Genomic DNA, 13,329 nt, shown 5'->3' on the forward strand with positions numbered 1-13,329 from the left:
AGATGAATGAACAAAAAGAGGGCCAGTCTAGCAGACTGGCCCTCGTCACACAGCGTTGCCGTGACGGCGCGGGTTATGACTCCCGGCTCGGAACGGCCTCTGCCGCCGGGGCCAGGGACTGCCCCTTGACGTACCAGACGATGAGGGCTAGCACCAGCAACGGCAGCACGGGGTCGAACCAGGTGCCGCCGGAGCCGAACATCAGGTTCAGCAGGGCGACGCCGGTGCCGCCGATGGCCCAGGCGATGGTGGTCGGGATGGACCAGACGATCATCTGCTGCTTCACGTCCGAGATCCCCATCATCCGGTTGACCACCCAGAACAGGCTGTCGTTGAAGTAGCCGAAGAAGAGCGACCCCATGGTGGCGGCCTGGGCGGCCAGCAACATGTTGACCCCGGGGATCTGCGCCAGGATGGGGGCCGAGATGGAGGCCGCCGTCACCATGGCCACGGTGCCGGATCCCTGGATGAGGCGCACCAGGGTCGCCACGATGAAGGGGATCAGAATGGGGGAAATGGGCAGCAGGGCGATCTGCTCGGCCAGCTGCTGGCCTGCGCCACTGTCGCGCAGCACGGCCCCCAGCGCGCCGCCGGCACCGGTCACCAGCAATATGATGCCGGCCGACTGCAGCCCCTCTTCCAGGCGAGCGGCGGTGGCGTGCCTGTCCATGTGCGGCACCAGGGTGTAGACCGCCAGCAGCACGCTGATGGCGAGCGCGATGATGGGGGCGCCGATGAAGTTGATGCCCTGCACCAGCGGGTTCTCCATCAGGCCGTCCATCCCCTCCAGGGTGGCGAGGGTGGTGAAGATGGCCTTGAGGAAGATGAGCACGATGGGCACCAGGATCGGCAGCAGCGACAGGCTCAGGCTCGGCAGGGTCTTGCCCTCCTTCTCCTTGAGGTACTGCTCATAGGTGACCTGCAGCTCATCCGGGGTCTGTGCCGCCTGGGCGCCGAACTCGGGGTACTTCTTGTCGAGCCACTGGGCATAGAAGACGATGCCGAGCACGCAGGGGATGGCCAGGGCCATGCCGGTCAGCAGCATGGCGCCGATGTCCACTCCAAACAGACCGGCCACACCGAGCGGGCCCGGGGTCGGCGGCACGGTATGGTGGGTCACCACCAGGCCGCCCGCCAGCGCCACCCCCAGGGTGAGCAGGGATCGCTTGCCGCTTTTCGCCAGCGCCTTGGCCACTGGATAGAGGATGACGAAGGCGGAATCCACGAAGATGGGGATGCTGACGATGTAGCCGGTGATGGCCAGCGCCCACTCCTCGCGGCGTTTGCCGAGCCACTTGATGAAGCTGTAGGCGATCTGCTCGGCGGCACCCGACACCTCCAGCAGGCGACCCATCATGACCCCGAGGCCGATGACGATGCCGATGCTGCCGAGGGTGGAGCCAAAGCCCTGAGTGATGACGGTGAGGGTCTTGTCGATGCTCATGCCGCCGGTGATCCCGGCGATACAGGCCGCCGCCAACATGGCGATCAGGGCGTGCACCCGGGTGCGGATGACCAGAAACACCAGCACGAAGACCGCGATGATGAGACCGATGATGGGGGTTGGGATGTCGCTCATGATGCCTCCTGCATGTCATGGGTGATGAAGCTGTCGATGATGTCGGCAAACGTCCTGTCTGCCATGAAACCGAGGGCGCTGGCGCGCTGGTTGTCGATGCGCCCCGGCCAGCTCGCCACGATGCGCTCGATGGCCGGATCGGCGGCAAACTGCACCCGATCCCGCGCCGCTTGGCCGCCTGCCTGAGTCAGCGCCGTCAGCATCTCGCCGACGGTGACGCTGATGCCGGGCAGGTTGATGCTGCGGTTATCCCCCTTGGCAAGGTGGCGGCCAGCAGGAAGTTGGCAACCACGGTGGCGGGGCTGGAGAGCCAGAGACGCAGCTCCGGGCTCACCGGACATACAGTTATCTCTCCCTGCAGCGGCTCGCGGATGATGCTGCTGACAAAGGAGGAGGCGGCGCGGTTTGGTTTGCCCGGCCGCACGCAGATGGTGGGCAGGCGCAGCGCCAGGCCGTCAACGTAGCCCTTGCGGCTGTAGTCGTTGACCAATAGCTCCCCCATCGCCTTCTGGGCGCCGTAGGAGGAGGTCGGAGTGAGGGCTGTGCCGTCATTCACCAGCTCCGGCAGCGGGCCGCCATAGACCGCCAGCGAACTGGTGAACACGAAGCGGATGCCCGGGCGGGCGTGACGGCACGCCTCCAGCAGGCTGCGGGTGGTGTCCAGATTGACCTGCCAGCCCAGATCGAAATCTTGCTCCGCGTGGCTGCTGACGATGGCGGCAAGGTGATAGACGACGGCGGTGCGTTCGCTGATGAGGGACTCGGCCACTCCGGGGGCGGTCAGATCCGCCTGCAGGCAGCGCACCCGTGGGTCGGCCAGGGCTGGTGGCGCCTGAATGTCCACCAGCAGCAGCTCGCTGAAAGGTAAGGAACTGTGCAACAGGGCACGGGCCAGCTTCTGTCCTAAAAAGCCGCCGCCGCCGGTGATGATGATCTGCATCTTGCTATCCTCAGACTCGTTCGTGTGTAGGGTCGTTATTGTTGTGCCAGCCAGGTCAGGCCTTGCCGGGTGTTGCCTCTGGGGTTGTATTCACAGCCGATCCAGTCGTGGTAGCCCGCTTGCGCCAGCACCTTGAACAGATGCGGATAGGCGATTTCCCCCTCGTCCGGCTCGTGGCGATCCGGTACCGAGGCGATCTGGACGTGGCCGATGGCCGGGCCCAGCTTGCCGATGAGACGGGTGAGATCCCCGTCCATGATCTGGGCGTGATAGAGATCGAGCTGCACCCCCACGTTGGGTCTGTCTATCTCCTGCACCAGGGCCAGGGCGTCGAGTTGGTGAGCCAGGAAATAGCCGGGCACGTCCCGATCGTTGAGGGGCTCCAGCAGCACCTTGATACCGTCTTCGGCAAGAAAGTCGGCGGCGAAGCGGATGTTGTCGATCAGGGTCTGGCGGTGGGCCGGGAGGCTATGAGCGGGGTCGACTATGCCGCTCATGGCGTGCACCTTGGTGCAACCGAGCGCCAGGGCGTAGTCCCGCACGCTTGGCAGGTGGCCGCGAAACTCCGCTTCCCGCCCCGGGATGGCGGCCATGCCGCGCTCCCCTGCCGCCCAGTTGCCCGGCGGCATATTGAACAGCGCCTGGGAGAGACCGTGCAGCTGCAGTTGGCGACCCAGCTCGGCGGCCGGCCACTCGTAGGGGAAGAGGAACTCCACCGCCTCGAAGCCTGCGTCGCGGGCGGCGGCGAAGCGCTCCAGGAACGGCACTTCGGTAAACAGCATGGTGAGATTGGCGGCAAACTTGCTCATGGTTTCATCCTCCTCAATTCATCAACTTCGGGTTCGTTCAGGTAGCGGATGGAGTGGCCATTGAGCATCAGTGCCAGGCGCGCCGTCTCCTCCAGCTCTTCCATGTTGTTGACCGCATCCACCAGATCCTTGCCCGTCACCACGGGGCCGTGGTTGGCCAGCAGGAAGGCGTTGCCTTCGGGGGCGCGGCGCCCCAGCTCCTCGGCGATGCGGGCATCCCCCGGTTTGTAGTAGGGGATGAGCGGCAACTGGCCGACCCGCATCACGTAGTAGGGGGTGAAGGGGCGGATGACATTGGCCGGATCCAGCCCTTCCAGACAGGAGAGGGCGGTCAGGTGGGTGCAGTGCAGGTGCACCACGGCCCGGCAGTCCGGATTGTTGTGGTAGATGGCAAGGTGGAAGGCCACCTCCTTGGAGGGGCGATCTCCCCCCAGGTGTTCCCCCTGCAGGTTGACGTGAGAGAGCCTGTCGGCGCTGAGCCGTCCCAGGCAGGAGCCGGTCGGGGTCGCAAGCAGGGTGCCGTCCGGCAGTTTGGCAGAGAGATTGCCGGCGCCGCCGGTGGCATAGCCTCGCTGGAAAAGGGATGCGCCCAGCATCACCATGGTGTCGCGTAGTGCCTGTTCAGTCATGGAAAAACTCCTGTGCCCGGCTGAAGAAGGTCTCGTCACCAAAGTTGCCGGATTTGAGGGCCAGCGAGAGTGGGGCATCGGTAGCCCGAACCCAGGGTACGCCGGGGGCGATCTGCGGGCCTATGTGGAAGGCGGCAATACCCAGCGCCTGGGTGATGCGGCTCGAGGTCTCGCCGCCGGCGATGATGAAACTGTCTATGCCGGCGGCGCGCAGCAGTACGGCGAGGCGAGCAAAGCACTGCTCCACCGCCTCGCTCGCAAGGTCGCGGCCATGGCGGGCCTGGATCTCGGCCAGCCGGTCCGGGCTGGTGGTGGCGTGGATCATGGGGGCGGGGGTTGCCGGCTGATCCAGAACCCAGCGTGCCAGTTCGGCCGGGTAGTCGGCTTGCGTCAGGCAAGCTGCCACGTCGAGGGCCAGTGCTGGCGCCACCTTCTGATAGCGGGCCACTTGGCGATTGGTCATCTCGGAACAGGAGCCCGACAGCACCACGGCGCGAGTGCCCAGCGGTCTTCCCGCGGCGCGGGCGGCCGCGGGATTGCCGTTACCGAGCAACCGGGCCAGGCCGATGGCGAGCCCGGAGCCGCCGGTCACCAGCGGCATCTCGATGGCGGCCTCAGCGATATCCAGCAGGTGCTGCTCGGTGAGGGTATCGACCACGGCGTAGCGCACGTCATCACGCACCAGTTGCTCGAAGGCGTCGGCAATGGCTGCGGGGCCCTGCGCTATGGTGGTGAAGGGCACCAGTCCGGCGCGCCCTGAGCCCTGCCCCTCCATCAATCGCAGTAGGTTGCTGTCGGTCATGGGAGTGATGGGATGGTGGCGCATGCCGGACTCGGCCAGCGGCTGGGCGCCGACGAACAGGTTGCCCTGATAGACGGTGCGACCGTTCACCGGCAGGGCCGGGCAGATCAGGGTGAACCGGCTCTCCAGCGCCGCCAGCAGGGCATCGGTGACCGGGCCGATATTGCCGGCCGCCGTGCTGTCGAAGGTGGAGCAGTACTTCTGGTAGATACGCGGGCAGCCGCGTGCCTTGAGCCAGTCGAGAGCGGCCAGCGAGTCGCGAACTGCTTCGCCCGCTGGGCAGGAGCGGCTCTTGAGGCTGATCACCACGGCATCGATGCCGCTGAGATCCACCGCCGGCGGGATGCCGGCAAGCTGGAGGGTGGCGAGGCCGTTTTCCACCAGAAAGCCGGCGATGTCGGTAGCCCCGGTAAAGTCGTCTGCAATCACGCCCAGTTTCATTGTGCCTCCTCCATGCCTGGCAGGGTAATGCCGTCGAAGATCTTGATGACGGCGCTGTCATCTTCCTGGCCGTGGCCGGCGTTGCTGGCGGCGAGGAACATGTTGAGGGCGGTGCTCGCCAGCGGCAGCGGGAAGCGCAGCTCTCGCGCCGTGTCGGCTACCAGGGTGAGATCCTTGACGAAGATGTCGACCGCCGAGCGGGCCTGGTAGTCGCCGGCCAGCACCCGGGCCATGCGGTTTTCGAACATCCAGGAGTTGCCGGCGGCATGGGTCACCACGTCATACATGAGATCCAGGGACACGCCGGCCCGGCTCGCCAGCGCCATGGCTTCGGCGGCCACGGCGATGTGCACGCCGGCCAGCAGCTGGTGAACGATCTTGACCGTGCTGCCCTGGCCCGGTTCGCTGCCGACCCGGTAGACCTTGCCGGCCACCGCATCGAGCACAGGGGCCAGCTTGTCGAAGGCGGCATTGGCGCCAGCGGCCATCACCGTCATCTCGCCGGCCTCGGCCTTGATGGCGCCGCCGGAGACGGGGGCATCCAGCATCGGCAGATCCAGCGCGGCCAGCTCGGCGGCCAGGGCGCTCGCCTCCTCTGTCGCTATGGTGGAAGAGACCATGACGGCAGTGCCCGGTTTGAGGTGCGTGGCGAGGCCGTGCTCGCCAAACAGGATCTTGCGTACCTGGGTGGCGTTGACCACCAGCAGCAGCACGGCATCCAGGGTCTCAGCCAGAGGTCTGGCATCGGCCATGACGGCGGCGGCACCGGCCTGCTGTAGCTGGCTGCGGGCCTGCTCGCTGAGGTCGATGCCATAGGTGGTGAGTCCGGCCCGCAGGCAGGAGCGGGCGGCGCCCATGCCCATGGCGCCCAAGCCGATGACGGCAACGTGATAGGGTCTGCTCATCTGTCAGTTCCTCGATTACAACGAATGAACCGATAGTAGGGGCTTGTGGTGGTGAAATATCAGGCAGGTGTCACAAAAATTAACCTTTAGTGTGTTAATTTTTGTTATTTAAGGAGGTATGGAGCCGATTGAGTGACTTTAATGGAGGTGTTTATGTGATTTGTTGTGAATTGTGAGCCTTGATTTGCTTTTTTATCAAAACTTCCCATCCTGCTGGGGTAACATGGACTCTCGTTTTAGCGTTACGGATTGCCCATGATCCCCGTAGAGAGACAGCAACAGATCCTGCACCTGCTGGCCGAGCGCGGTGCCGTCAGCATCACAGAATTGACCGAGCGCCTGCAGGTCTCCCACATGACCATCAGGCGCGATATCCAGAAGCTCGAAGATCAGGGGCGGGTCATCTCCGTGTCAGGGGGGGTGAGCCTTTCAGAACGGATCAAGAGCGAACCCTCCCACGCCACCAAGCGCAGCCTGATGCAGGAGGCCAAGCTCGCCATTGCGTACAGTGCTGCAGCCCAGGTGGCACCTGGCAGCTCCGTCTATCTGGATGCGGGAACTACCTCCCTCGAGTTGGCCCGGGAGCTGGCGCAGCGGGAAGATCTGATGATAGTGACCAACGACTTCATGGTCTGCGCCTACCTGATTGAGCACGGCCGTTGCCGCCTCTATCACACCGGCGGGCAGGTCATTCGGGAGAACCAGTCCTGCGCTGGCGAGGCCACCGCTCACTTCCTGCGCAATTTGCATCTTGATGTGGCCTTTTTGTCGGCCTCCTCCTGGGATGCCCTGGGGATCTCCACCCCCAGCGAGCAGAAGGTGCCGGTCAAGCGTGCCGTGGTGGAGGCCGCCGCGACCCGAATACTTATCTGCGACTCCTCCAAATACGGCAAGGTGGGTACCTTCAACGTGGTTGGCTGGGAAGCGATCGATCAGGTCATCAGCGATGGGCAATTGCCCGAAAGTGCCCGCGAGGTGCTGGCCCAGCATGGTGTCAGGCTCACTCTGGTCGCTGTGGGAGATGGCCCCACGGGGCTGGCAGGTTAGTTCGGGCAGGTACGCTTGTGGCGGGATGCGGGGCGGCCGACGTGCCCGCAATCGGCCGAATGGCGGCCTTGGCCTGAAACGACCAAGGGGTTGGCATCATGATGATGCCAACCCCTTGTTTTGTATGGCGCTCCCGACTGGAGTCGAACCAGTGGCCTGTCCCTTAGGAGGGGACCGCTCTATCCTACTGAGCTACGGGAGCCTTGTGGCGGGCATTATACAAGAAGCCGCTCCCTTTTAAACCCTTGATTCTTATTCCAATACTGCCAGATCCCCGATCTGGATGTTAAACGGCGAATATTTGTTCTGGCTGCTGATGATGGCGCCATCCTCGAACACCTGCACCACTTCGAACAGGCCGTCGGCGGGGTTGCGCATCATGCGTGACTTGCCGTAGGGGTCGATGAAATCGGCATCGTGCTGGATGCGGAACTGATCCCCGAGCCGGACACCGTTGCGGCGGCCCAGATTGATGTGGGGGCCGCGCTCGTTCTGGCCGACCACCCGGGCGGTGACCGGGGCGCAGCTGAGCTGTGCCACCAGATCCTGTACCGCTTCCTGCAACTGGTAGTTGACCTCCTGGCCGTAGCTCGACTGCCAGAACTGGCCGCTGCTGCTGCCCACCTGATCCCGCTTGGCAAAGGTCCAGTTGGCCCGGCCCTGATACTCCTTGCGGCCGAGCAGGCTGCCGTTGATGCCGTCGAACAGATAGAGCTGCATGCGAAAGTTGCGGATGGGGTCTTCATACCAGCTGGTCAGCTGGTTGCCCTGCGGCTCGAGGGAGAGATCGTCAATGCTGCCGAGCACCAGATACTGGCTGTCGGTGCGCAGGCTGAGGGCCTTGATCTCCTCGAGGGCGCTGCGATCTCCCTGTTGCAGGTGGAGCGGGTCGATGCGCAGGTTTTCGTCCAGCCACTGGCGCACGGCTACCCCTTGCGGCGCGTTGGCCAGGGCCTCGAACATGCGGCGTGACAGGTTGGCGGGCATGTCGTCGAGGGCGCCGTAGCTCGCCTGCTCGGGGTAGCGCAGCCGCAGCCGCACCAGCGTCAAATCCTTGGCGTAGTGCTGGGTCTGGCAGATCTGGCGCTCGGCCTGAATGTCGGCCTGCAGCGTGATGTACATGCGGCCGTTGCGCACCTCTTCCCGCTTGAGCCGATACTGGCGAATGTCGCCGCCGGAACGGATCTGGATCTGCTCGGAGCGCAGGCTGCCGTTTTCCAAACGCTGGATGCTGGAGACGGCGGCGCCGCTGGCCAGCAGAGCCTGCCGCAGGGCATCGCGGGTCGCCTGCTCGCGGGCGTAGACCTCGTCTCCGCCCAGGATGGCGGCACTGCCCTGCGCCTCGATGATCTCCGCCCGGGCCGACAGACTGGCCAGCAGCAGGGTTAACAGCAGCGGTAATTTCATGACAAGCACCTTGAATATGCGGGTCGGCGCGATTCACCCCTGTCGAAGCGAGGTCGCCGGCCGATACAGATCACAGAACCGTGCTGGTTGCACAGCACACGCGAATATTTAGCAAGATCCATGCCTCATTCCCGGCTCAAGCTTTGGCCGGTCGAACCGATAACAAGTCAGGTGCAGATACAGGAAAGGTATCCATGAACAAACTCATCACGGCGTTGGCGCTTGCCTTGGCATTGGCCGGCTGCGGCTCCGACCCCATCAACCGGGAGCAGGGTGATCCTCGTCAGGCGGCGCAGGGGATGGAACTCAACTGGCTGGTGGCGCGCATGACCGATCAGCTGATGGAGCGCAAGTCGCTCTCCACCCTGACCGAACCCATCGCGGTCTCCTCTTTCGTCGATCTCGATACCCTGCAGGACACCAACTGGATGGGGCAGCAGATCGAGGAGAGCTTTATCTATGAGCTGAACCGGCGCGGGGAAGTGGTGGTGGATTTCAAGCTGACCGGCAGCATCAAGGTCACCCCGCAGGGGGACTTCGTGATGAGCCGCAACTATCGGGATCTCTCCCCCCGGCTACCCATCTCCCGCATCCTGACCGGCACCTTCAGCCGCAACAAGCAGGGGATCCTGGTCAATGCCCGCATCATCGACCTGCGTACCAAGATGGTGGAGACCACGGCCCAGAGCCTGATCCCGCAAAAATACCTGTTCGGTGCCAACAATTCGTTTGGTCGGGCCTCGATCAACCGCGGTTACCTGATGCGTGACAGCCAGGCGCGTCCCGGCGGCCATCTGGTCAATCTGACGCCCTGACAAGGAGTAGATGCAATGAAAATCCTGTTCGGATGCCTGCTGGCCCTGCTGCTGACGGCGTGCAGCGGCGGCAATCGGGTGGTCAACTATGGCGGCGGCAATAACAAGCCGGATGATTTCCCGGTGCTCAAGGCGGTCGGCTACGCGGTGATCGACATCCAGCCCGGTCCATCCCAGTCTGAGAAGATGCTGCAGGCCATCCGCGCCTCCAAGATGGATGCCTATCGGGAGCTGGCGGAACAGCTCAACGGCCAGCAGGTGCGCGGCCAGAGCAGCTACAAGGACTTGACCCAGACCTCCAACTCGCTGGACGTGTCGGTGGCCGGCATGGTGCGCGGCGCCAGAGTGGTGGCCTCCTATCCCCGTGGCAACACCTATGCCACCGAGATGGAGCTCGATACCCGCGCCCTCTACAACATCAACCAGTTGATGGCGGGCCAGTTCTGACGGCGTATCTCAGGCGAATGGACGACAAAAAGGCGACCCAGTGGGTCGCCTTTTTCATTGGGGTGTCGGCCGCCCCGCCTGGCGGATTAGAGTGCTGGCTAGTTGCCCAGCAGCACCGGCGGTACGGCGGTCGGTTTGACGTCTTCGCTCGGGTAGCAACCCAGCACCTTGATGTAGCGGGTGATTTTGGTCAGCTCCATCAGCGCGGCCTGCATGGCCGGGGTCTGCAGGTTGGCGGAGACATCCAGGTAGAACATCTCCTCCCACGGGTTGCCCTGCACCGGGCGGGATTCCAGCTTGGTCATGTTGATCTCGTTGCTGCGCAGCACCAGCAGCGCCTCCACCAGCGAGCCCGGTTTCTGGGAGGTGGACATGATGAGGGTGGTCTTGGCCGGGATCTGTGGTGCCACGTCGATGGGCTTGCGCGCCACCACGATGAAGCGGCTGTAGTTCTCCTTCTGGTTGGCCAGCTGCTCGGCCAGCACGTCCAGCCCGTACAGCTCGCCGCCAGCGGCGCTGCCGATGGCCGCTGCCTCCGGGCTTGCCAGTTCCTTCACCTTCATCATGGCGCTGGAGGAGGAGTCGCAGATCTCGTGGCGTGCCCCTTCCAGCTTGCTGAGGTAATGGGAGCACTGCTGGAATACCTGCGGGTGGGCATAGAAGGTCTTGATGCGGCCCAGCTCGGTCGGCACGGCGGTGAGGATGCAGTGCTCGATGGGGTAGGTCAGCTCACCGACGATGGAGAGGCTGGTGTGCTGCATCACGTCGTACACCTCGTTGATGGAGCCCGAGCTGGTGTTCTCGATGGGCAGCACCCCGAAGGCTGCCCGGCCCGATTCCACTGCATCCAGCACCTCGCGGAAATTCTGGCAGTTCACTTCGATCACCTGATCCTTGTAGCGGGCCAGGTACTTGCGGGCAGCGAGGCTGGAGTAGGAACCGCGTGGTCCCAGATAGGCGACGCTGGTCATCGGCTCCTGCTGCTCCGGGTTGAGCAGGCTCTGCAGATAGGCCTGCTGGGAGAGCACCGAGTCTTCGATGATGGTGTGATAGATGCGGGTGATGTATTGGGCGTCCAGCCCCAGCACACGCCCTTTCTGGATCAGAGCAACCAGCAGATCCTGCTCACGCTGGGGGTCGCGGATCGGGCGTGGGTTGGCCTGCTTGGCGCGGGCGACCTCGATGCTGAGGGTCTTGCGTTTGGCCAGCAGGGCGAGCAGCTCCTGATCCAACTGGGTGATGTCTTGTCTGATCTCGTCGAGCGTTGCCATGATGGTTCCCTATCCAAGTAATCGATTGTGGTGGCTGCAAAAAAAAAACCTCCGCTAGGGGAGGCTCGATTCGTCTTTGCTTTCTGTTTACGCGAGTGCTTCACGTGACGACGGGCCTTCCCTCATGAGGGCCGGATAAACGAGAAAGCAAAAAAGAATAGTGCGTGCATGAGTGTGTCCTTGAGGTAACGCCATAACCATTAAGGGATTTGACCGTGCGATGCAAGTAAAACTTGCCCGGGGGAGGCGAACGGGGCAGGGTAGGGGCGTGAGCCTGCGGGGGCAATACCGGGTAAAACGGACCCGCTTGCTGTCGTAATGATGCAGATAGCTGGAGGTGAAGATGGCGATTATTTTCGATCTGGGACGGGTGGTGGTGAGCTGGGATCCGGTCGGTATCGTGCGCTCGGTACGCGGGGATCATGGAGCGGAGCAGCTGGCAGAGCGGCTGTTCAACCACCCGGATTGGCTGGAGGTGGACCGCGGCACCCTCTCACTGCACACCATGGCCCGTCAGGCCGAGCATCGCACCGGGCTGAGCGCCGCCGAAAATCTGGCGATTTTGCAGGCGGTGCCCGCCTCGCTGGTGCCGGATCCCGCTATGCTGAGCCTGATAGAGAGCCTGCATGGGGCGGGTCACACCCTCTATGCACTCTCCAACATGGGTCATGCCAGCATCGACTGGCTGGAGCAGCATCAGCCCTTCTGGCGTTTCTTCAGCGGCAAGGTGGTGTCGGCAAGGGTACGGATGATGAAGCCGGAGCCGGATATCTACCGCTATCTGCTGGTGTCGTTCGACTTGCAGGCCGAGCAGTGCCTGTTCATCGATGACAGCCCGGCCAACGTGACTGCCGCACAGGCGTTGGGGATCGGCGGCCTGGTGTTTACCGATGCATACAGTTGTCGCCAGCAGCTGGTGGCGCAGGGTTACCTGCCCGCCTGAATGGCAGGATGTAGAGGGAGAGGGTATGGAGCATGGCCGGTTTCGCAATTGGCTCAGTCACTATCCGGATGCGGGGCTGCTGATCGCCTGCCTGGATGGCAGTGGGTATCAGCTCTGTGTCGAGGTTGACGGCGAGATGCAGTGTCTCACCGACAGCGGAGGGGGCCGGCTGACCTTTGCCTCCCTCGAACAGGCGGAGGGATTCCTGCGCATGCATCAGGTTCATCAGGCGAAACTTCGGATTTACGATGCTCAGCTGGATGAAAATGAAACTAATTGGCATGAAATTATCATTAAATTCTGATTTATCCCTGCCCTTTAAGGGTTTATTCAGGATTGTTGCAGCACAATGGCGCCCAATTCATCATCCGGTGCCGCTGTTATGGATGCCAATATCGTTGTGCTGAATCGGGGATACGATCAGACCTTTCAGACCAGGGAACAGTCACTTATCGAGACCCTGGCTGGCTACGGCGAACTGGTGGTCTCTTTCTCCGGTCGACTGGAATCCTGCTACAGCATGGATCTGTGCCGCGCCAGCGGTATCCGGATCCGGGCCATCACCCTGGACAGCCCGACCCGCAGCCGCAAAGAGGTGGCGCGCGCCAAGCGCTATTGCCAGCGTTACGGCATCGAGCAGCGGGTGATCAAGACCGACGAGATGATCTTCTGCGATCACCTGCGCCACCTCAACGAGGTGATCGACCCGGTGCGCTACATCTGCCACCTCACCGCGCTGGAAACCGACTGGAGCCACCTGCCCATGCTGCTGCCGGCGCCGGTGGAGGAGTTGCAGGAGTATCTGCGCCGTTTTGGCAGCCTGCCGGCCAATACCCTCTGGCTGTTTGCCAAGCAGGGCATGACCCACAGGGACTTTCGCTACGGCTTCAACAAGCGCCAGCTTGGGCGCTGGGGCAAGAGTGCCCACGGCTGCCTGAGCTACCGTTTCTCCGACCCCGAGCTGGTGAAGCGCCGTCATCTGCGGATGGTGGACATGGCGGAGCAGATGCTGGCCGACATGGGGCTGGAGGAGGCCCAGGTGTTCTTTCATACACTCGCCGATCGGGCCACCACCCTGGCCCGGGTGCGGGTGCCGGCCCGGCTGCGGGCCCAGGCCTTCGATCTGCAGCCGGATATCCTCACCGCCCTCAAGAGCACGGCCTTCGATCTGGTGACGCTGGACATGGCGGCGGAAGAGGAGCGGCAGGAGCTGGTGGTCTAGGCAACCAAGGGCAGGAACGTGAGTGCGGTCATAGGCAAGCCGGGACGGACTCTTTATACTGACGCCCTTTTC

General features: G+C 63.3%; 15 protein-coding genes, 1 tRNA gene and 1 other annotated feature. Of the genes, 6 read left to right on the top strand and 10 right to left on the bottom strand.

The features are described from left to right. Positions 1-73: 73 nt before the first annotated feature. Genes ACPDZI_RS04960 through ltnD form a run of 7 tightly spaced genes read right to left on the bottom strand, consistent with a single transcriptional unit; the run spans position 74 to position 6,105 of the window. Positions 74-1,579, bottom strand: a complete 1,506-nt coding sequence (locus tag ACPDZI_RS04960) for a GntP family permease (RefSeq protein ID WP_438377933.1) — start codon at positions 1,577-1,579, stop codon at positions 74-76. Continuing rightward, positions 1,576-1,782 carry a hypothetical protein gene (locus tag ACPDZI_RS04965; RefSeq protein WP_438834118.1) on the bottom strand — a complete coding sequence of 69 codons (207 nt, stop codon included), beginning with the start codon at positions 1,780-1,782 and terminating at the stop codon, positions 1,576-1,578. Before ACPDZI_RS04965 ends, ACPDZI_RS04960 begins: the two co-directional genes overlap by 4 nt. Beyond that, complete coding sequence (denD, locus tag ACPDZI_RS04970; RefSeq protein ID WP_438834119.1) at positions 1,776-2,519, bottom strand: D-erythronate dehydrogenase; 744 nt, start codon at positions 2,517-2,519, stop codon at positions 1,776-1,778. The genes ACPDZI_RS04965 and denD overlap by 7 nt, the downstream gene beginning before the upstream one ends. Before the next feature lie 35 nt (positions 2,520-2,554). Next, on the bottom strand, positions 2,555-3,328 hold the full coding sequence (gene otnI, locus ACPDZI_RS04975; protein ID WP_268015514.1) for a 2-oxo-tetronate isomerase: 774 nt from the start codon (positions 3,326-3,328) through the stop codon (positions 2,555-2,557). Beyond that, positions 3,325-3,957 (bottom strand): aldolase, encoded by a 633-nt coding sequence (locus ACPDZI_RS04980; RefSeq protein ID WP_438834120.1) that lies wholly within the window; start codon positions 3,955-3,957, stop codon positions 3,325-3,327. Before ACPDZI_RS04980 ends, otnI begins: the two co-directional genes overlap by 4 nt. Then, on the bottom strand, positions 3,950-5,200 hold the full coding sequence (otnK, locus tag ACPDZI_RS04985; protein WP_429045625.1) for a 3-oxo-tetronate kinase: 1,251 nt from the start codon (positions 5,198-5,200) through the stop codon (positions 3,950-3,952). Before otnK ends, ACPDZI_RS04980 begins: the two co-directional genes overlap by 8 nt. After that, on the bottom strand, positions 5,197-6,105 hold the full coding sequence (ltnD, locus tag ACPDZI_RS04990) for an L-threonate dehydrogenase (protein WP_076362299.1): 909 nt from the start codon (positions 6,103-6,105) through the stop codon (positions 5,197-5,199). Before ltnD ends, otnK begins: the two co-directional genes overlap by 4 nt. Before the next feature lie 255 nt (positions 6,106-6,360). Between ltnD and ACPDZI_RS04995 the strand changes: the two genes are divergently transcribed. After that, on the top strand, positions 6,361-7,152 hold the full coding sequence (locus tag ACPDZI_RS04995; RefSeq protein ID WP_187268094.1) for a DeoR/GlpR family DNA-binding transcription regulator: 792 nt from the start codon (positions 6,361-6,363) through the stop codon (positions 7,150-7,152). Positions 7,153-7,277: 125 nt separating this feature from the next. Here the strand turns inward: ACPDZI_RS04995 and ACPDZI_RS05000 are convergent. Further along, positions 7,278-7,354 (bottom strand) — tRNA-Arg (locus ACPDZI_RS05000). Between the two features lie 50 nt (positions 7,355-7,404). Then, the gene (locus ACPDZI_RS05005) at positions 7,405-8,559 is read right to left on the bottom strand and encodes a flagellar assembly protein FlgT (protein WP_029303764.1); all 1,155 of its coding nucleotides are present in this window, start codon (positions 8,557-8,559) and stop codon (positions 7,405-7,407) included. 194 nt (positions 8,560-8,753) lie between these two features. Between ACPDZI_RS05005 and ACPDZI_RS05010 the strand changes: the two genes are divergently transcribed. Then, complete coding sequence (locus tag ACPDZI_RS05010; protein ID WP_016349807.1) at positions 8,754-9,374, top strand: FlgO family outer membrane protein; 621 nt, start codon at positions 8,754-8,756, stop codon at positions 9,372-9,374. 15 nt (positions 9,375-9,389) lie between these two features. Next, positions 9,390-9,821 (top strand): LPP20 family lipoprotein, encoded by a 432-nt coding sequence (locus tag ACPDZI_RS05015; RefSeq protein ID WP_011705018.1) that lies wholly within the window; start codon positions 9,390-9,392, stop codon positions 9,819-9,821. Positions 9,822-9,919: 98 nt separating this feature from the next. Here the strand turns inward: ACPDZI_RS05015 and pheA are convergent, their stop codons facing one another. Further along, complete coding sequence (gene pheA, locus ACPDZI_RS05020) at positions 9,920-11,092, bottom strand: prephenate dehydratase (RefSeq protein WP_011705019.1); 1,173 nt, start codon at positions 11,090-11,092, stop codon at positions 9,920-9,922. Positions 11,093-11,130: 38 nt separating this feature from the next. After that, positions 11,131-11,266 (bottom strand) — a sequence feature (Phe leader region). A gap of 169 nt (positions 11,267-11,435) precedes the next feature. Between pheA and ACPDZI_RS05025 the strand changes: the two genes are divergently transcribed. The 3 genes from ACPDZI_RS05025 to ACPDZI_RS05035 are packed head-to-tail and all read left to right on the top strand — an operon-like array spanning position 11,436 to position 13,257. Continuing rightward, complete coding sequence (locus ACPDZI_RS05025) at positions 11,436-12,035, top strand: HAD family hydrolase (protein WP_016349809.1); 600 nt, start codon at positions 11,436-11,438, stop codon at positions 12,033-12,035. A gap of 25 nt (positions 12,036-12,060) precedes the next feature. Further along, a complete protein-coding gene (locus ACPDZI_RS05030; protein ID WP_016349810.1) occupies positions 12,061-12,339 on the top strand; it encodes a DUF6482 family protein in 279 nt (92 codons plus the stop codon). Between the two features lie 45 nt (positions 12,340-12,384). After that, positions 12,385-13,257, top strand: a complete 873-nt coding sequence (locus tag ACPDZI_RS05035; RefSeq protein WP_438834121.1) for a hypothetical protein — start codon at positions 12,385-12,387, stop codon at positions 13,255-13,257. The last annotated feature ends 72 nt before the right edge of the window (positions 13,258-13,329 follow it).

The sequence above is a fragment of the Aeromonas oralensis genome (assembly GCF_049665575.1).
Taxonomy (GTDB): Bacteria; Pseudomonadota; Gammaproteobacteria; order Enterobacterales; family Aeromonadaceae; genus Aeromonas; species Aeromonas hydrophila.